The 19,053-nt window shown below is 38.5% G+C and carries 16 protein-coding genes; 8 read left to right on the top strand and 8 right to left on the bottom strand.

Annotated features, from left to right (window positions below; translation table 11 throughout):
• The first annotated feature begins 99 nt into the window (after positions 1–99).
• The 6 genes from N745_RS0108640 to N745_RS0108610 all read left to right on the top strand — a co-directional run bounded on the left by N745_RS0108640 (position 100) and on the right by N745_RS0108610 (position 8,659).
• Positions 100–1,674, top strand: coding sequence for a gamma-glutamyltransferase family protein (locus N745_RS0108640; RefSeq protein ID WP_024851723.1), 1,575 nt, complete (start codon positions 100–102; stop codon positions 1,672–1,674).
• A gap of 1 nt (position 1,675) precedes the next feature.
• Entirely contained in the window at positions 1,676–2,488 is an 813-nt protein-coding gene (locus tag N745_RS0108635) for a sulfite exporter TauE/SafE family protein (RefSeq protein WP_038070689.1), read from the top strand.
• Positions 2,489–2,840: 352 nt separating this feature from the next.
• The gene (locus tag N745_RS0108630; RefSeq protein WP_024851721.1) at positions 2,841–4,172 is read left to right on the top strand and encodes a purine-cytosine permease family protein; all 1,332 of its coding nucleotides are present in this window, start codon (positions 2,841–2,843) and stop codon (positions 4,170–4,172) included.
• 38 nt (positions 4,173–4,210) lie between these two features.
• Complete coding sequence (locus N745_RS0108625; RefSeq protein ID WP_024851720.1) at positions 4,211–5,224, top strand: alpha/beta fold hydrolase; 1,014 nt, start codon at positions 4,211–4,213, stop codon at positions 5,222–5,224.
• 73 nt (positions 5,225–5,297) lie between these two features.
• Positions 5,298–6,305: a formamidase gene (locus N745_RS0108620; RefSeq protein WP_024851719.1), complete on the top strand. Its 1,008-nt coding sequence runs from the start codon at positions 5,298–5,300 to the stop codon at positions 6,303–6,305.
• Between the two features lie 995 nt (positions 6,306–7,300).
• Positions 7,301–8,659, top strand: a complete 1,359-nt coding sequence (locus tag N745_RS0108610; protein WP_024851718.1) for a site-specific integrase — start codon at positions 7,301–7,303, stop codon at positions 8,657–8,659.
• Positions 8,660–9,022: 363 nt separating this feature from the next.
• Here N745_RS0108610 and N745_RS12660 read toward each other — a convergent pair whose 3' ends face one another.
• From N745_RS12660 to N745_RS0108570, 7 genes are all read right to left on the bottom strand, one after another.
• The gene (locus tag N745_RS12660) at positions 9,023–10,078 is read right to left on the bottom strand and encodes an HNH endonuclease (protein WP_024851717.1); all 1,056 of its coding nucleotides are present in this window, start codon (positions 10,076–10,078) and stop codon (positions 9,023–9,025) included.
• A 16-nt stretch (positions 10,079–10,094) separates the two neighbouring features.
• Positions 10,095–11,192, bottom strand: a complete 1,098-nt coding sequence (locus N745_RS0108600) for a competence protein CoiA family protein (RefSeq protein ID WP_024851716.1) — start codon at positions 11,190–11,192, stop codon at positions 10,095–10,097.
• Positions 11,193–11,671: 479 nt separating this feature from the next.
• Positions 11,672–12,622, bottom strand: coding sequence for a hypothetical protein (locus tag N745_RS12305; protein ID WP_024851715.1), 951 nt, complete (start codon positions 12,620–12,622; stop codon positions 11,672–11,674).
• Between the two features lie 150 nt (positions 12,623–12,772).
• The gene (locus N745_RS0108585; protein WP_024851714.1) at positions 12,773–13,069 is read right to left on the bottom strand and encodes a hypothetical protein; all 297 of its coding nucleotides are present in this window, start codon (positions 13,067–13,069) and stop codon (positions 12,773–12,775) included.
• 25 nt (positions 13,070–13,094) lie between these two features.
• On the bottom strand, positions 13,095–13,556 hold the full coding sequence (locus N745_RS12705; RefSeq protein ID WP_024851713.1) for a topoisomerase DNA-binding C4 zinc finger domain-containing protein: 462 nt from the start codon (positions 13,554–13,556) through the stop codon (positions 13,095–13,097).
• 51 nt (positions 13,557–13,607) lie between these two features.
• A complete protein-coding gene (locus N745_RS0108575; RefSeq protein WP_024851712.1) occupies positions 13,608–13,976 on the bottom strand; it encodes a hypothetical protein in 369 nt (122 codons plus the stop codon).
• 12 nt (positions 13,977–13,988) lie between these two features.
• Positions 13,989–14,723 carry an endonuclease gene (locus N745_RS0108570; RefSeq protein ID WP_157833756.1) on the bottom strand — a complete coding sequence of 245 codons (735 nt, stop codon included), beginning with the start codon at positions 14,721–14,723 and terminating at the stop codon, positions 13,989–13,991.
• 255 nt (positions 14,724–14,978) lie between these two features.
• Here N745_RS0108570 and N745_RS0108565 point away from each other — a divergent pair, with 255 nt between their 5' ends.
• Complete coding sequence (locus N745_RS0108565) at positions 14,979–16,340, top strand: Y-family DNA polymerase (RefSeq protein WP_024851710.1); 1,362 nt, start codon at positions 14,979–14,981, stop codon at positions 16,338–16,340.
• Between the two features lie 422 nt (positions 16,341–16,762).
• Positions 16,763–17,662, top strand: a complete 900-nt coding sequence (locus N745_RS0108560) for a site-specific integrase (RefSeq protein ID WP_157833755.1) — start codon at positions 16,763–16,765, stop codon at positions 17,660–17,662.
• 13 nt (positions 17,663–17,675) lie between these two features.
• On the opposite strand, the gene N745_RS0108555 is transcribed toward N745_RS0108560, so the two are convergent.
• Positions 17,676–19,052 (bottom strand): N-6 DNA methylase, encoded by a 1,377-nt coding sequence (locus N745_RS0108555; protein WP_024851708.1) that lies wholly within the window; start codon positions 19,050–19,052, stop codon positions 17,676–17,678.
• Position 19,053 lies beyond the last annotated feature (1 nt).

The raw sequence follows: 19,053 nt of genomic DNA, 5'->3' as shown, positions 1-19,053 counted from the left end.
ATAGGTTTTAAGTATGAAGTTAACTTTGGCTTATTAACGCTCGGCTAAAGAAAAGAAGTTGTTTAGGTGCTTTTGCAAACTAATCAATAAGGAATAATAGTGGTTCAAGTCGCATTTACAGCACCGCATGATTTAGCCAGTCAAACAGGTTTAAAGATTCTACAGCAAGGTGGATCGGCAGTTGAAGCGATGGTCGCTGCCGCTGCAAGTATTTCTGTACTTTATCCCCATATGACTGGCATGGGTGGAGATGGCTTTTGGTTGATTCAGAAGCCGGGAGAAGCGCCTTATGCGATAGATGCTTCGGGTTGTTCTGCTCAAGCAGCAACACTCGATTTCTATAAAGATGAAAATCAACTTCCTAGCCGAGGTGGAAGAGCGGCATTGACTGTTGCTGGTGCGGTTTCAGGTTGGCATCATGCATTGGCTTGGGCAACCGAAAACATAGGTACGCAGGCAAACCTTGAACAGCTATTTGAAGAGGCTGTTCGGTTTGCCGAACAAGGTATCGAGGTTACAGAAACGCTAGCCCAAGCTTCTGATAGCAAATTGTCAGAATTACTTTGTGTGATTGGTTATGAAGAAGCGTTTCTGAATGATCGACAGCCTTTGAAAAAAGGGCAAATTTTTAAGCAGCCTGGGCAGGCTCGCTTATTGAAAAAACTCGCGAAAAATGGATTGTTAGATTTTTATCAAGGTGAAGTTGCAGACAACATTGCTATGGCACTCAAAACAGCAGGTAGCCCTGTTTGTTTAAAGGATTTGCACGATTACCGAGCCGACACAATGGAAGTGCTTACTTGTGAGACTTCTTTTGGCACACTCTATAACCTCGGGGCACCGACTCAGGGTTTGGCCTCATTAATTATTATCGGACTCTATGATCGGCTTTACCAAACTGATTGGAATGAAGAGCAAAAAATTCATCACCTGATTGAGTGCACCAAACAAGCTTTTATGCTGCGTGACCAGTTGATAACCGATCCACAGAGATTGCCGGACAGCTTGCCTAACTATCTGACTGATGATTTTTTAAGCGAGTTGAGCCAAAAAGTGAACGCAGAGAATGCCTTACCTTGGCCTTATGTTGCACAACCTGGCGACACAGTTTGGATGGGAGCTATTGACCAACATGGTGTGATGGTCAGTTATATCCAGAGTCTTTATTGGGAGTTTGGAAGCGGTGTTACCGTTCCTGAATATGGATTGGTGTGGAACAATCGAGGTGTCGGCTTCAGTTTGGATGCGTCGAACCTAAATGCGTTGTCACCTAAATTGAAACCCTTTCATACCTTGAATCCTGCGATGTGTCAGTTTAACGATGGCCGCAGAATGGTATATGGCACGATGGGGGGAGAAGGTCAGCCTCAAACCCAAGCAGCTATTTTGAGCCGTTATGTTTATGATGGATTATCTCCTAAGGCAGCAGTGGCCGAACCAAGATGGTTACTTGGGCGAACGTGGGGAAATTCTCAAAATAACCTCAAACTTGAGAAATCACTGTATGAAAGATTGGACGATGCTTTTCAGGCAAAAGGCCATGATGTTGAGAGCGTTGCAGATTATTCCGAAATGATGGGGCATGCGGGCATGCTGGTGTTGGATGTTTCCGGAGACATTGAAGCCGCTTCAGATCCTAGAAGTGACGGCCAATCATATAGCGTGAATATTTGAAATGGTTGAATATTCGGAATTATTTTTAGCACTGGTAATAACTGGAGCAGCCTCTGGGATATTGGCCGGTTTATTAGGTGTTGGAGGCGGTATCGTTATTGTCCCAGTACTCTATTTTGTGTTTCAGTCTCTAGGTATGGGAAGTGTTGAGGCGATGAGCCTCGCAACAGGAACATCGTTGGCTACTATTGTGCCAACATCGATTAGCTCGATACGCGCACACAACCTTAGAGGAAATGTGGATTGGAACTTGATTCGGCAATGGTGGCTGTGGATTTGTTTAGGGGTCATTTTGGGGGCAGCATTAACCTCTAAAATTAATAGCGCATTATTTGTGATGCTGTTCGCGTTAATCGCTGGCGGGGTTTCAGTAAAAATGCTACTGAATAAAAAGCAAAGCGGTCAGGTAAAGTTACCGAGTCCAAAAACACAAAAAATCATTGCCAGTTTGCTTGGTTTTTTGCCAGTGATGATTGGCATTGGTGGAGGAACTTTAGGGGTTCCCACTTTATCGAAGTTCAATTTCGTGATGCATAGAGCCGTTGGTACAGCGTCAGCATTTGGATTAATTATTGCCTTACCGGGGTCGTTAATTATGTTATTTCTCGGAACCACTCCAGTGGGTAGCCCAGTCGGAACATATGGCTTTGTTAATTTCCCTAGTTTTTTAACCATTGTTCCATTAACCGTTTTGTTTGCTCCGGTTGGGGTTCGACTTGCACAAAAATTAAATGCAACGGCATTAAAAAAAGTTTTTGCGGTAATGCTTTTTTTGGTCAGTATAAAAATGTTTTTGCAGTCCGTTGGACTCTAAATGCATATGTGTTTGTTTTTTGAGTAGGAGGAGTTTAATTATTTTAGTTCTCGATAAACAGAGTTTTTTCAGTTTTGATGACTCGAAGTAGTCAGTTAAATCACAAACTTCACCAAGTGGTGTTGTGTGTAATTTGTAGTAAGTATCGATAAAAATTTTAGTGAATAGTGATACCGATAGCGTTCTTATCGTTTGAATTGTTAACTAGTCAGTAAGTACACATAAAAAACTCATTTAGTTACAAAGTAGTAACGCATTGAAAGGTGTTTTGTATAACCAATGGCGGTTCTTTTTCTTTATGTGGTTTTAAAAACCAAAGTAATAAATGTGATTTCTTTAAGGAGATAAAGGTATGCCAGGTTCAAAACATGAAACTGCTATTGAGCATATAGAAGGAGAGGTCGACCACGTCCTCGGAGAAGAATATGAACATTGTGCCGTACCTGCGAAAGCAAGACGAAGCATGTTCTCGGTCAGTATGGTTTGGGTTGGATTTCCGATGATTATCACTGGTGCTATGACAGGCTCATTACTTGTAATGGGTATGGGATTTGTTGATGCACTATGGGCGATGATTATTGGTAATCTACTCATGTTTTTGTATGTAGGTGGCTTAGGGCTTATCGGAACTAAAAAAGGGTATAACTTTGCACTTTTAGCCAGTATTGTTTTTGGTAAAAAAGGTTATGTACTGGCTTCGGGGCTCTTGTCAACATTGCTTTTGGGTTGGTTTGCTGTACAGACAGGGATTACAGGGGCATTGATACACAGCGCTTATGAAATTAACTATGTGATGATGACCATCATTGCAGGTGTTTTGTATATCTCAATTACCTTTTTAGGGGTTCGTGGCCTTCATTGGATAGGAATGATTTCGGCACCGCTTTTCGTCATTCTTGGATTATGGGTCGCTTTTGATGCTGCTAGCACGACGACATGGGCGAAAATCGTAGCTTATCCTGGTAATCACCCTGATGTTCCTATGGCGTTTGGCATTGGCCTTACCATGGTTATCGCACTGTTTGTTGATGCAGGAACCGTAACGGGAGACTTCAATCGCTGGGCTAAAGACTCAAAAAGCTCTCTTGTCGCAACTTTTAGCGCATTTCCATTTGCAAACATGATTGCAATGCTCGTGGGTGGAGTGATGACAGCGGCATTGGCAGTTCCTGATGCAAACCCATTTGGTTCAGATAATATGTTTGGCTATATGGTTGCACAAAACGTCGGTTGGTTAGCCGTTGTTGCCTTTATTTTTCTACTTTTAAACCTAGGTTCTGTTTGCTCACATTGTCTTTATAACGCGGCAACAGGCTGGTCGAGAATTCTAGGAAGCCATATGCGTTTGTTAGCTATCGTTCTTGGTGCTATCGGTATCGTTGTTGCTGCTACCAACGTTTGGGCGTTCTTCATCCAATGGTTAAGTTTACTGGGCATTATCGTTCCTCCTATTGGTGCCATCATTTTGGTTGACCAATATTTGTTACGAAAAAATTCTGAAATTGATTCTGACTGGCGTCCGAAAGCATTTATTGCTTGGGCAATTGGTTCAGTTGCGGCGTTTATTGTTGAAAAATCTTTCCCAGGATTATCTACGGCTGTTTCTTCAGCGGTGATTGGTGGATTGGCTTACTTGGCAATTATGGCGCGAAGCAGTGATTCAAGCCTTTCAACGAAAAAGTAATAAACGAATTTAACGCAATAATTTGGAGACTTATCATTATGCAAGACTATAAATTTTTTAACTTAGGTGACTTTGTAATTCAAGGCGGGGCAACTCTAAGAGATGCCAAGCTGGCATACAAAACGTTTGGAACGTTAAACGATGCTAAAGACAATGTCATCGTTTATCCGACTTGGTATTCTGGACAACACTATGATAATGAGTGGCTAATTGGCTCTGGCATGGCCTTAGACCCAGACAAATACTTTATTATCATTCCCAACATGTTGGGCAACGGTCTGTCTTCATCACCGAGCAATATGCCAGTACCTTACGACAAGGCGCGTTTCCCTGGTACAACTCTATTTGATAACGTAACCGCTCAGCACAAGTTGGTTACGGAGTTATTTGGAATTGGAAAAATTGCACTTGTTACTGGTTGGTCAATGGGCGCTCAACAAACCTATCAATGGGGTGCGCAATACCCAGATATGGTTGAACGCATTGCGCCTTTCTGTGGCTCTGCGAAAACATCTCCACACAACTTCGTCTTTCTTGAAGGGGTGAAGTCTGCTCTAACTGCTGATTCTGCTTTTGAACATGGGTGGTATGAAAAACCACCAACGAAAGGGCTTAGAGCAATGGCTCGTGTTTATGCAGGCTGGGGATTCTCTCAACCATTCTATCGTCAAGAGTTATATAAAGTGCTTGGCTACTCATCGCTAGAAGACTTCTTAGTTGCCTTCTGGGAAGGATTCTTTTTGGATCGTGATGCCAACAACCTATTGGCTATGTTATGGACATGGCAATATGGAGACATCAGTGCTAACCCAATATACGAAGGCGATTTTGAAAAAGCCTTGGGGTCAATCACGGCTAAGGCGATTGTAATGCCTGGTGCGACTGACTTATACTTCCCTCCGGAAGATAACGAGTATGAAGTTAGCAAAATGCCAAATGCTGAGTTCCGTCCAATCCCATCTGTTTGGGGACATTTCGCTGGTGGCCCTGGGCTGAACAGTGTAGATGTTACATTTATAGATGATGCGCTAAAAGAGCTTTTAGCGAGTTAATCTGACTTCTCAAGGGTGATTTTTCAATCACCCTTTCTAAGCACAATTCAAAAATTTACAAGGAGATCAACCCATGAGTGGACTTGGCGGCCTTAATAAATCGGACAAAGGAATTGTAATTGGACTCGTTCAAAAACAACTCCCCAACGTTAAAACACCTAATGACCTTGCAAACGAAACGCAAAAAGTCTGTGAATTGGTCAGTAAAGCAAGAAATCGAATGCCTAGAATGGATTTGGTTGTGTTTCCAGAATATTGCTTACATGGACTTTCAATGGATATCAGCGATGAAATTATGTGTCATCGCGATGGTCCAGAAGTACAAGCCTTTCAAAGCGCTTGTCGTGAAAATAAAATATGGGGCTGTTTTTCAATTATGGAATACAACCCTAACGGCAACCCCTACAACACAGGCTTAATCATTGATGACAGCGGTGAAGTAAAACTCTTTTATCGCAAACTTCACCCATGGGTTCCGGTTGAACCCTGGGAGCCTGGTGATCTAGGTATTCCTGTTTGTGACGGACCCAATGGTTCAAAACTGGCTCTAATTATCTGTCACGATGGCATGTTTCCTGAAATGGCTAGAGAATGCGCCTACAAAGGCGCAAATGTCATGCTTCGCACGGCAGGTTATACCGCACCTATCAAACACAGCTGGAAAATCACCAATCAAGCCAATGCATTCTGCAATCTAATGGTCACCGCCAGTGTTTGTCTTGCGGGTTCAGATGACACTTTTAACTCCATGGGCGAGGGCATGATTGTTAACTTTGATGGTTCCTCAATCGTTGAAGGAAACAGCATACCTGATGAAATTATTACAGCAGAAGTTCGACCAGATTTAGTTGACGAAGCTAGAATTACATGGGGAGTTGAAAATAATATTTACCAATTTGGCCATAGAGGATATGTGGCCGTAAAAGGCGGAGCAACCGATTGCCCCTATACTTACATGACAGATATAACCAAAGGAATCTACAATCTGCCATGGGATGATGCTGTTCGAGTTAAAGATGGAACCAGCTGTGGTTTTCCCGCACCCGAACGACTCTATAAGCCAAGTGATTCAAAAAATTAATGAAGCAAACTGTAGTGGTCACGTCACGTAAAAGTGACCACATCTTTAGAACAATTTAACCAGTGAATCGCCACTAATTTACCAGACACTTTGTGCTATTCATTAGTAATGAGTGTTTTAGGTATTGCAGTGCTAAACTGTTATCAATTTGTCGAACAATTCACATAAGTTTGTTTCCATGTATGTAAACCTTGAATGTCCTTTATCCATAAAGCTTGGTGAATCAAGGCACAGACTTTTTTATTATTCAATAAATATAGCTCTTCGGGCGCGCCATTCACCTTTTGTAACACATTGTTTTTAAAAGACATTTATAGGTTTTGTTCCTATTGAAACCGTAAAAAATACCGTTTTTAACCATTATAAAATGGCTAAGAAGTGTCTAGTAAATTAGTGGCGATTAAATGCTTTCATGCACTTTCGTACGATATTTTACTTTGGAGGTCTCAGTAAGGTAGCAATTTTTAGGAACAACTAAGAACAAACAGGAGCAACTAAGAACAAATGAAACTGTATGTGTGTTTTGTAAGTTGTTGATATTTAGCTATTTAATTTCTTGGCGTTGCTCTAGACTCCCGCCATGCTAAGACGGGGGTATTCACGTAAAACTTGGCTCAGGATTTTGTTGTAGAGGTTGAGTCTGAGTTAACTGGTTGAATTGTAAAGGTTTTTTCTGTATGGGTGTGTTGGTTTTATGCAGGGAATGGCTGTTTTGGAGAGTAAATTAAAAATTTAGGCGTAATTGTATGCCGTTGATTTTATTGGAAATAATTGGTCGGGACAGTAGGATTTGAACCTACGACCCCCGCCACCCCATTCCGTTCTTCATCTATATTGGAATTTGCTAAAATTATAGGTGTAGTGTATATATACCCATAATATCAACAAGATACGTTGTTTTTTGTCACATTCCTTTTTAAAAGTTTTATTGTGTTTTACCTGGTTTTAAGTCAACATATGGTGACTTTTTGGCGACTTTTTTTGGAGGGTGAAACATGGCTAAACCAACGGTTACAAGCTTAACTGAGTCGAAAATTGGTGACTTTTTAAGAAGTTCTTCTGTCCATGACAAGATTTATTGCACAAAAATCACAGGTTTTTATGCAAAAAGAATGAAAAATGGGGTGTCTTTCAGACTGAGATATCAAGATGATTTTGGTAAAAGAAGAGATGTTACCATTGGAAAGTTCAGTGAAATTAAACCTGCCTTAGCAGCTCAAAAGGCTATAGATATCATCGCTGGTGGCGTTGACCCTTTAGAACAAAAACGCTTAACAAAAAAGTATGCTGTTCGTAATAAACAACTGGAAGAACAAAAGAACCTAGGCTCCTTTGTGAATGGCTATTATGCCAATCATATTAGTCGAAATGAAACTTCAAAAGAGGTGTTGTCAATCTTGAGAAGAAATTTCGGGCACTTGTTCGAAATGAACATGGAAGATATCACCAAGCAGGATATTCAATCTTGGCAAATTAAACGTGAAAAAGAAGTTAAATATGCAACTGTACTAAAAGCTTATCAAGCATTAAAAGCTGTGCTTAATCTTGCAGAAGAAGCTGAGTTTATTTCTAAAAATCCGTTACCTAAAAAATCACTCCTTTTAAAGCAATCTAAGGCTGATGCATTATCGTTTGAAGCAGATAATAAAAAGAAAAGAAGAATATTGACTGATGAAGAGGTCAGTTCACTTTTTAAAGGAATTGATTCCTATAATGAAGTTGTTAGAAACCGAAGAAAAAGTTCCATAAAGCATGGAAAGCCTGACTTACCATCGTTTGAAAAACTTACCTATTGTCACTGGATAGTCCCATTTACTTATCTTGCTTATTTCACTGGCATGCGTTCTGGAGATTTACTTGGTCTCACTTGGGATGAGCTCAATTTGGACTTTGGAAGACTTGTTAAATATCCAGAAAAAACAATACATCATACAAAGGCAAATCAATCACCGATACAGATCGATTTACCCCTTCCAAATGAAATTATTGAAATAATGAAAAAGTGGAATGAGCAACAAGGAAATCTTTCAACTGGTTTGGTTTTTCCAAGTCCTAGAGCTGGCGCTAGAATGGATAAAAAAGCTCACTTGACGGGTTGGGAAAACATAAAAAAACTGGGTGGTTTAGATGAAAGTTTGAATTTTTACTCTCTGAGACACCATTTTATTTCTAAGCTGGTTCAAAATGGAATTCCACTGTTTTCTGTAGCCAAACTGGTTGGGCACAAGTCTACGGAGATGATTGAACAACACTATGGTCACCTTGCGCCCTCACAAGCCAAAACTGCTCTTGAAATTATGGCGAGGAATATGCCGCCTAATACTAAAGACAAACAAAAAAACGTAGCTGTCTAAGAGAAGTATTGTCGAATTGATATTAATTTGTAGAGGTCAGATAGAAGATTCAATTAATAACTGCAGTTTCAAAAACTCGCTAAAAATATTTGTAACAAGTACTCGGCTACGAACCGAGCGGTTAGGGGTTCGACTCCCTTCGGGCGCACCATTTATTTTCCCTTTAAAATCAATGTATTAAGCTTGTTCTCAAGTCGTTTTTTGACGTCTAAAATCAGTCAAGATTTTGTGGGAAATTCCCACAAAAATTAGCAAAAGGTACTCTATTGTGGGAACTTTTGTGGGAATCCATCTCTAACCTATTGAAAATTAAAGATTGTTCACTCGGTTACAAACCGAGTAGTCTATTTACTCCCCAAAAAATCACTCCAGAATCGATTTTAAGTCCTGAGGTGATTTCCAGGGCCTTGCTCTGTGTATCATTCTATGACAGTTTGAGCAAACCATAGCTAAATCAGAAATATTTGTGGTATCGTTCTCTTTTAGCTCAGAAATAGGTTTTGTGTGGTGTGCTTCAATAAAATCTTTTCCAATCTCATGACCATATTTTTCTTCAAAGTTGAAGCCACATATCTCGCAGAATAATTTGCCGTGTTTTGCTTTGAATTGTTTTTTTGCTTCAGCAATTAATCTAGAGTTTCTTTCTCGCGTTTTATGCATGCGTTCTTTAATTTTACCCTCAGGAAATTGTTCATCATCTTCTGAGGTTAAAATACTTCCCAATTGCATAGGGTGGTGAATCCGTTGAAGAATAAAAAACATTCCTCCATCAGCTTCATGGACAATATGTTTTTCTGGGACAAACTTACCAAAAAAAGTGAATTTTTCGTTTTTCTTAGATCTTGAAAATACTAATAAGGGACTTGATTCTGTTGCATTATTTACGACTAAGTTGGACTTTATACTAGGGTTATATTTCTTTTCCCCAGTGTCAGTTTTCTTTCCTTCCAAATAATATTTCAAAGTATTATATTTTTGAATCCACTCATTTGGGTAGTCATTATTGCTTCCAGTTGTGCATAGTATGACAGCATTTACACTATCAGAATTTACAGGATGTATCCCTTTTACTTGGTTTATCCCTGTAATCTGGCTAATTTGCGTTGCGTTTAATAAAGCACCAATTGGTAGGTCTTTTAATTCACTCACACTTTCTACATTGTAAGATGAACGCATTCTCCAAACTCCATTTCCTTTCCCATCTTCTGAGATAAACAAGTCATCTTTGCCGTTAAAAATTTCGCAATCACTAGAATGCGTGTATATGACTCTTCGAATTTGCGCTTCCCAAGTTTTGGGATCGGCATAGTCGCTTTTTGAATGTGTGGTTATGTATTGATAAATGTCCTTCAGAGAAGCTACTCCATTATGAGCTCGAAATGCTTCAGTTACTTCATTCATCCACTTTGGATTTTTCATGTTGTTTATCCCTGAGTTAGGGTTGTTGTTTAACGTTAAAATACTTTTTTAACAGGGCCGGTTCTTTTTTGTATAGCTCGTCGCTTTTTGATAAGAGTAACCAATCATGTGCACTCGCAATAGTTTGAACGAGATAATCATCTTTTCCAAATCTATTAATTCGGTTTGATCGAGCAATTTTCGCATGTACTACTTCTACTTCTGATCCAATTAGTTTAGGCATTCCTTTTTCCCAGGCTTTAGGTGTGATTAACTGAATTTGATTCGCATGAGATTGAAATTGCTGGTGTTTAATTTTTTCTTGTGGTGTAAAATTTCGTTCTGTTTGAGCTATATATTGTTCAATATAAGTTTCACTTTCGGCTGCAAAATCTGTGAGAAGTTGATTTGAGTAGTGGAGCCATGATGTAGATCTATTTGGTTTAATTAACAGGGTCAGAAGTTCTTCAGGGCAGGCAATAGCCATTGTACTAATATTAATTTCAATGCTCGGAATATCCAAGTATCTAATTTTTGCCAGTTTTTCACTATCTACAAAATGTGTATTTGCAATTTCTATAAGGTGTTTTTTCCCATTAATAGTTGCGTAAATATCGGGTCGAATGATGTCTAATGATTTTTCAATTTCGATGGCTTCAATATCCATTAGTCCATATGAAAAGTTTTTGTAAATGATGTGAACACCCGGTTGAGGCTTAGGTGGGTTGAAATTTGATGGTAAGTAGCAAACCTCATAAAAGTAAGGTTGAGGTTGGTTCTTATTTATTGTTGAAATGTCTTTTGGACTAAGTACAGGGCGATGAAATTTACCACATGAATCTTTACTTGGAAGAAAGAACTTATATCCTGTGATGCAATTTGGTATCCAAATTTTTTTGTACTTCTCTAATAAGCTTTTAGCGAGTAAGTGCAAAGTTGTTTCAAGTCCACCACCTGAACATTCCACGCCTAAATGATAGAAATGGGCTAGGCCTTTAGAACTTATCCTTCTTCTAACAACTGAATTGCAATCAGGGCAGTAATAGTCTTTTCCCTTTTCAGCATTACATGCAGGAATGAATTCAGAGAACGAAAGAACATTTTCGAGATTTAACTTTGCATAAGGAGTTTTCATCTCTTTCAATTACCTACATTTTTTGTTTCAAAGTATTTTTTGATATTTAAACAGAAAAAAATATTTTTCCAACCAAATTTGAACTGTATGTCTAGCGCTGTATTTTTTAATTTTTGCATATATTTATCCTTTTCAATTTTTTAATCAGTTGTTAAGAAAATTATATGATCCAAAAAAAGCAGTTTTTTCACTTTCCGTTAACGTTAAACGAAATAGAAACCTTGGAGAAGGTGCAAAGCACTTTCTAATTTGACAGGTGTTTAGGAAAAGGGTTGAGGTTATTGGGTTTAGGTGAAAAATAAAGGTGCGTTTTTTCCCACAAGAACTTCTGCAAATCGCATATAAGCGGGGCTAAACAGGGGGTATGTTGTGGGAAAGTATAAAGTAAGTTATTGATTTTTAATGATTGTTTTAACGGCTACGAACCGAGCGGTTAGGGGTTCGACTCCCTTCGGGCGTGTCATTTGTATTCAATTCTATCAGTATGGAAGGTTTTCATACATTAGGTCTCCATCACTGACATTTAAATAAATTCTGTTTTTGATTGTGTGGCCACCACAAAAAGTAAAATAAAGTAAGTTTCTTTTAGCGACTCTTGACCAACCTCCATTATATTCAAAGTCATCCAATGAACATTTTCCTGATTCAATTAGGTTGTTCGTAGCTTGAAGAAACTCTAATTCATATTTAGATAAATCATCTGAGTTCTTTATAGCTGAGCGAAGTTTAGAGTCATATAAAGATGCTGGAGCTAATTGTCTTTCCGCTTGAATTTGATTTGAGCCTATTTCTGCTGATTGGCTGACATTTTTGCTTTTAGACCAGATATAAAATGCAAGTGCGATTACAGCTAAGATTAAAGTTATTGTGGTGTACCTTTTTAAAAGTTTTTTTACTACGTTATTTTTTTTTGAAAAAATTTCTTTACGATACTGATTAATAGTATCGTCAGAGGTCAGATGATTCTTTAAAACAAATATCAGAATTGAGTTTGAAATTAAAACAAATATGTAGCTATAAAATCCAACTTGTGCCTGTACATTTTTCAGAAAAAAGATTGATAGAAATACCGAAAGTATAAATATGTTTAGAAAAAGAAAGATTTTTTGAGAATTTAAAAAAAGTTGTGAAAGGACATGATTAGAAGTTTTTCTGCTAGTAAATAATGTCAGAAATACTTGGTACATTGGAAATAAGAAAAAAATAAATATAAAAAATAAGTTAATGAATTCGGTGTTTCTTAATGCGCTAATAGTTAATGAACCCCAACTTTCGGTTGACCTAAAAAAAAATAGATGGTGAGAGGTTGTTATGGGTAAGAAATATGAAATTGCTAGTGCTAATAAATTAAAAGTCCCCCAATATTTTAATGCTAGTGAAGCCCTTGTAACCTTGGGTTGCAAAAAATTGTCGGGATCAGAATGTTTCATTGATAACCTATGTTTTGATATGTAAATCGCCACTAATTTACTAGTCATTTCTTAGCTATTTTATACTTCAATTGTAGTGTTAAAGTAAATTTGGCCACATCTTTGTTACTTTTTTGATTTATAGCTTTAATTATTAGTTGATAATTTAACCTATTTAAATCTGCACTCTCCTTTTGCATCCAAGCCCCATTTATTTTTTACTTCAATCGGGAAACCTCCATTGGAAAATGTTCCTGTATAGTAAGTGTATTTATCATTCGAGTATTTGTAAAAGCCAGTAAATGTTTTACCTTGGTAGTAATGGTTATATTTGTTGTTGACTGTAAGAACCTTGTTTTGAACTGTAATTTGAAAAGTTTTTCCATCATCGGTGTTGCAAGATGCCTCATATGAATAAGCATTGCTTGCCGCCAACAGTAAAGTTAAGAAAACCGTTATATTCTTCATTATTTTGTCCTTTTTACTATAAAAACTAGGAATCAATATTTCTAATCCCCTTGCAATTAGGATACTTAGAGCATCCCCAAAAATCTTGGCCAGCGTGAGGGCCATATCTAGCAGTTCTTCTTTTCATTGAGGCTCCGCAAATTGGACAGGTGGGCATATCCTGTCCATCTTGAGCAGAAAATTTATTTGAAGATAACTTCTTAAGCTCTTCTGAACGCTCTGCTGAATTATAAGTATTTCTATTTTCTAAGTACTCAGAAGATTCGTGATATCGGTTAATGTTAGAGTTACTGTTCTTACTCTCTTGATTCATAAAGAAAGTAATCAATGCGGCAATCACTGATGTATGTGGTAATGCTGCGATAATGCAGTAAGGTGCAAAGCAAGCGTGAAAGATAAAGATTTGATTAACTAGTAGAACTACGATCCATGTCACTATAAATTTCTGGAAATTTTGAAAAACAATTTTAAAAATATTGGCAATCACGATTTCTTCTCCTGAAATAATCTTTACAAGTGACTACATAGAGCTTAGGCATTAATTAATTTTTTCGCAATATCCAATATACTTAGGTTTTTCTCTATTAATTAGTTGTTCAGTTGTATGAATTATTAAATTAAAACCATTATTAGGTACTGGAAAAAAAGTGGCATGTTCGTTTCCATATGAAAATGCATCATAAACATAGTTGTTTGGGTTGTTATTAACATAACCACTTATGTGAAATTTAAATGGAACATTTGCAAAATATAAATGAGTATTGGTAATTTCAGCTTTCTGTGTATTATTACATAGATAAGCTCCTTGATAATGAACCCTGTTACCACTTTTTACCTCATAGGCTTGAGAAGGCATTGAATAGAGCAAAATTGAATAAAGTAAAAAAACATAGTTTGTTTTTAACACGCAGTATTCCTTTTATTTTTGAAGTGGATTTGACCAGCCTTGTACTCGTTTAATTTTATCATTTCTGGCGAGTTCTTCTTGCGATACAGGATCGATTTTCGACCACTGCTCAAACAATTCATTTTGTCGCTTGCTTAGTTTCAAGCCATAAGTACGTTCATAATAAAAAGCGATTCTAGCCACATCCCCGCGAATTTCTTTTGGCGGGATGGCAACACGAGAAGTAATCACAATCGTTCTTCCGTTTTCACCTTGACCTCTAAAGGTCTTCTCCTTATTTCCGGATAATGCTTCAGCATAAGGCTTATTAGAACGGTCAGCGTTGATTTGACCGACAGACGGGAACAGATTCACTAAATCGTTATGCGCTCGTCGATATTCAGGGTCATGTTTTTGACAATACTTACGAGCGTTCTTATGATGTTGTTTTGCGTCAATTGCACATTGGCGCCATTGGCCATTTTTCTTTAAGAACCAACTTGCTGGTATGACATGCTCAGCTTCAACTCGTTGTGCACGTTTCATCTGCTTTTTGGGAAAAGCATTTGCCAATCCACAGGCTTCTAAATCCACCACTTTCTTGTTTCCCTTTGTGATATGCCAAGGGCAGCCGGTATAGATGGTGTAGCCATGGCTAGGATACACTTGGGTATAGAGCATTTCTTTCGCCTTAGAGAACGAAGAAGGCGCACCAGCTTGAACGGTTATAGTAGTTAGACCAAGTAGTAGGGCAAATAGTATTCTCAAAGTGTTTTCCTAATCATATATTGCGTTAATTTTATAATGTTATGGCTAAAAATTAAGCAGCCATGCAAGCCAGGTTTGTATTCAATGACTTAAGTCAGTTGTTTTTACGTTATCCAAAACCTTATCCACATGAATTGTGGAAGAGTGTCATCATTCCATTTGAATATTGTTACATTTATCATAAAATAAAGACAATCTTATCTAATTTTGCACAGTCTATTGTGCAGATTTTCCTTTATTTTGTGTGAGTTTGATATGGCTGTTTTTGCATTGGTAGATGGTAATAGCTTCTATGCTTCCTGTGAAGCAGCCTTTCGGCCTGAGCTATGGACGCGTCCGGTTGTGGTGCTTTCCAATAACGATGGTTGTATTGTTGCTGCCAATCAACTTGCCAAGCAGCTCAATGCTGAAATCCTCAATCATAACCAAGGGAGTATGGGAAAAGGAGGCTACCAGGCCGCTACCCGAACCAGCATGATGTTCCAGCCTTATTTCAAGGTTAAAGACGTTTTAGCAAAATATCAGACAGCGGTATTCAGTTCCAACTATGAACTCTATGCCGATATGTCTAATCGGATGCACACCATTATTGGGCAGTTTGCGCCTAGACAAGAAATCTACTCCATAGATGAGTCCTTTATTGACCTGACTGGAATCAACCAACTGACCGACCTCACAGAACTGGCTCAAGATATTAAAGCCACCGTCTATCAATACATCGGTATTCCGGTAGCGGTTGGTATTGGGGCATCTAAAACCCAAGCCAAGCTAGCCAATCATCTCGCCAAGAAAGTAGAAGGTTATGAGGGCGTACTGGATTTAACTGCTTTATCTGACTCCACGCTCAATCATCTATACTCTAAGGTGGATATCTCCAATATCTGGGGGATAGGGAGACAATACACCAAACGTCTTAAAGCCGATGGTTTCAATACTGCACTTGACCTCAAACAGGCAAGTATCACTGCGATCCGCAAGAAGTACGGTGTGGTGATGGAAAAGACGGTGAGAGAGCTGAATGGCCAAGCCTGTTATCAACTGGAAGAAAATCCAGTGCCGAAAAAACAGATTGTCTCTTCTCGTTCCTTTGGCAAGAAAGTCACCAGTTATAAAGAACTCGAACAAGCGGTGGTGACCTATACCGCCAGAGCCGGAGAAAAGCTTAGAAAACAAAACTCAGTGTGTTCAGTGTTATCTGTCTATATCCGCTCTAATCCTCATGACAAAAAAGAACCCTATTATGCCAATGGCCAATCAGTTGGATTGGTCTATCCAACCGATAACACCATACTGTTGGCCAAGCATGCAAGACGACTCTTAAAACACATCTATAGACCCGGCGTGAATTACCAAAAAGCCGGTATCACTTTATCTGAAATTGCTTTTAAAGGTCCATGTCAGTTGGATGTATTCGCCCCTAATCCTCATTACGCACCAAGTGATAAATTCGATGCCTTGATGAAAGCCCTTGATAGCGTTAACCAAAAAGAGGGAAGAGACTGCGTTTTCCTTGGTTCATCTGGCATCAAATCAAAAACAGATTGGCAGATGAAACGGGATTTGATGTCGAAGCGGTTTACGACTAGGTGGAGTGAGTTACTGGCCGTTAAGTGTTAAAGCGGCTGATGGAATAGAATTGGATATGGTAATTTGGTGTAAAAAAATAGAAGACCATAAAGTTTGGTGTAAAAAAATAAATCAAAACAATGTAATTTGGTGTAAAAAATCCTATTGAATAAATACTTCTAACTTTTATCGAAATCCCAGGTTTTTGCTCTTTTCAAGTTTTTCGTTCTTACTGTATGCTCTAAATATTATAGATGTAACGTACGGAAGTTAAGATGAGCAAAAGTAATTTAACGATAATCGCTTATCAAAAAAGAACCGAGTCATTAATCAACAGTTATGAAACTGAAACCAATCACAATTTGTCGACTTATCGCAATTGGGCAACATTCTTGGAGTGGTTGCATACCAAAGCAGACCACTTGTCTCCGTCAACCAGGCGCCAATATAGAAGTGCTGTAAGGTATTATGCGATGGTTAAATTTGATATCGATATCGCAACAGTCTATCCAGATTTCTTAAAATCCAGCCACTCTAAAAAGCGGGTGCAGGAAACTTTTGGAAAACGCACTTCGAGTCTCAAAGCCAAGCACATTAATTTCAAAAGTCTGGCGATATTATTTGATGTTTTGACCAACTCAAAATCGCAGTATTCCGAGTTCATTATTCATATGATAAGTGCGTCAATGATTTGGGGGCTGAGGCCAATTGAATGGTTGGATTTTAAGTGGCAAAAAGACAGTGCAGGAAAAACGGTTGGTATTAGGGTTTTAAATGCAAAAAACACTAATGATAGATGTCATGGCGATACTCGTACTATTCGATTGAGTGATGAGGCTCTTACCAGTTTTGGAAAAAGTATTGATGTATTTACTCATCCCTATAAGCTGAAGAAAATTTTCAATCAGTTGAAAAAAGAAGCTACGCAAAAATTTCAAGCTTCAGGAAATCCTGTATCAAAAAATCAATTGACTCAAAAGCAATACGAGGAAGCCATGGCAACTTATATAAGATATGAGGCGGATAAGTATTTGCAAAAAGCTCGACAGTTTTTAGGGCAACTCTATCGAACCAACCCCCAGCTTCAAAAAATAGCCAAGAAAAATCGCATCACACTTTATAGCGGCAGACATCAATTCTCAGCGAATGCTAAAAAAAGTGGTATCGGTTTAAATGAATTGGCTGCATTAATGGGACACCGCTCAAATCAAACTGCAACTCAGTCTTATGGTCGAAAACTCAATGGTCGAGTTGGTTTCTCAGTAGTGGCTGACTCGGCAGACGTTGCTAGGGTCAATCAGTTTAATGCCCATCGACCAGCTGCTGTTGGGTTTGATTTTAATACCAAGGCTGCTCCAGGAATGAAGCACTAAGTCACTCAATTCATCAATGCTTTTTGAGAGAAGTTAGTTTTATAAGCTTTTCATGCTGCTTGCAAAAGTCTTTGTAGGTCTCTTGGTAGTGCTGATAGGTTATCTTAGAAGACGACCATTGATGATTATCCTTTGATAAATCCTGGCGATAGTCAGCTGAGTCTAAACTGTAATGATGATTTTGGATAGCTTTAAAAGATAACGTCATTCTGATGTTTGGTATGAGTCTGGCATCGACATGGGCTTCATAGGCTTCTTGTGTTGAATTTATAATCATATCAATATCAAGTTCGTGTCGTTCATATGCAGATAAACTTCTGAGATCGAAAACTCTAACAGGAAGAGAATCCAAGGTTCTTGATTTGTCTAACACCAACAGACTCAGGTGTTGGCCTTTAAAACTTGGATGCGCATTCAAATGAACCACACAATCCACTAGGTTTTTTTGAATCAGTTGTTTTCTGACGATTAAGTCATAGCCCAAACGAGATAGAAAGCCATCTCGGACTACCAACAATAGTTTGCCGTTTTGGTTTAAATGAAACAAGCCATATTGTATCCACAAAGCATCAGCTGAATTGCGATTGACCAAGCCATGATGGTCTTCAGGAAGATAAAAGTGGTCGGCATTGCGCTCGTTAACCGATAATGCATAAGGTTGTTTAGGAAAGCTCAAATAAATATCTGCGTTTTCTGAAATGACTGCTGTTTCTTGGCATAAGGGATTATGATTATTGAAGGTAACCGAGCTGATACCCCGAAGGCTAAGTATAAGTTTCGAGAGCAGCAAACGGTCTTCCGATTGCTCTGTCAGGATAACCTCATCGTCTTCGCTGATAAAGTGCTGTAGTAGTAGACCAAAAGATGCAGCACCATCCATTATTTTTACATGTTCAGGTAAGTTAAGCTGCGTTAGCAACGCTTCTATAAACTCAAGCGAATTGCTACTTAAAACCTGGGTTTCAAATGTCTGTGTGTTCTGACGAATGAGTTGGTATAGCGAATGTGAAAGTTGATGGGCATCGTATTGTTCATTAGACAGTCCATGAAACAGTTCGGAAAACCTACTAAGATTGGTTTCAGGTTTACCCATTCTAAAAATGTCCAAAAAGTGCGCTTTACTGAAAGGCAGACTCAGCTTTTGTTGCTGGTATAAGTTGTCGAGTAAACAAGAAGCTGAGTCGACATCTTTAGTCTGTAAAGCATGCTGTATTTTTAAAAACTCACCTGGTTGGTTGAATCGACACCAACATAGCAAGACCGTTAAGGTAAGTGCATCCTCTTTTTTTAGAAAATTCACCGCTGACAAAAGCGAATATAGAACCGGTACTAGGTCTGTTTTGGCAGCAGGGGATGCAGAGAAGTTGAGAATTCGAGTGGTTCTTTTCATG

This window comes from Hydrogenovibrio kuenenii DSM 12350 (assembly GCF_000526715.1).
Lineage (GTDB): Bacteria > Pseudomonadota > Gammaproteobacteria > Thiomicrospirales > Thiomicrospiraceae > Hydrogenovibrio > Hydrogenovibrio kuenenii.
Note: the sequence above shows the minus strand (reverse complement) of the source record. Positions and strands in the feature narration are given on the sequence as shown.

Bases quoted from the DNA above. Each gene is read 5' to 3' on its own strand.
- N745_RS0108565 (WP_024851710.1), top strand. From the start codon at position 14,979: ATGGCTGTTTTTGCATTGGTAGATGGTAATAGCTTCTATGCTTCCTGT.
- N745_RS0108620 (WP_024851719.1), top strand. From the start codon at position 5,298: ATGAGTGGACTTGGCGGCCTTAATAAATCGGACAAAGGAATTGTAATT.
- N745_RS12660 (WP_024851717.1), bottom strand. From the start codon at position 10,078: ATGAAAAATCCAAAGTGGATGAATGAAGTAACTGAAGCATTTCGAGCT.
- N745_RS0108630 (WP_024851721.1), top strand. From the start codon at position 2,841: ATGCCAGGTTCAAAACATGAAACTGCTATTGAGCATATAGAAGGAGAG.
- N745_RS0108560 (WP_157833755.1), top strand. From the start codon at position 16,763: ATGGTTAAATTTGATATCGATATCGCAACAGTCTATCCAGATTTCTTA.
- N745_RS12305 (WP_024851715.1), bottom strand. From the start codon at position 12,622: ATGAAACATTCTGATCCCGACAATTTTTTGCAACCCAAGGTTACAAGG.
- N745_RS0108635 (WP_038070689.1), top strand. From the start codon at position 1,676: ATGGTTGAATATTCGGAATTATTTTTAGCACTGGTAATAACTGGAGCA.
- N745_RS0108585 (WP_024851714.1), bottom strand. From the start codon at position 13,069: ATGAAGAATATAACGGTTTTCTTAACTTTACTGTTGGCGGCAAGCAAT.
- N745_RS0108625 (WP_024851720.1), top strand. From the start codon at position 4,211: ATGCAAGACTATAAATTTTTTAACTTAGGTGACTTTGTAATTCAAGGC.
- N745_RS0108610 (WP_024851718.1), top strand. From the start codon at position 7,301: ATGGCTAAACCAACGGTTACAAGCTTAACTGAGTCGAAAATTGGTGAC.
- N745_RS0108600 (WP_024851716.1), bottom strand. From the start codon at position 11,192: ATGAAAACTCCTTATGCAAAGTTAAATCTCGAAAATGTTCTTTCGTTC.
- N745_RS0108555 (WP_024851708.1), bottom strand. From the start codon at position 19,052: ATGAAAAGAACCACTCGAATTCTCAACTTCTCTGCATCCCCTGCTGCC.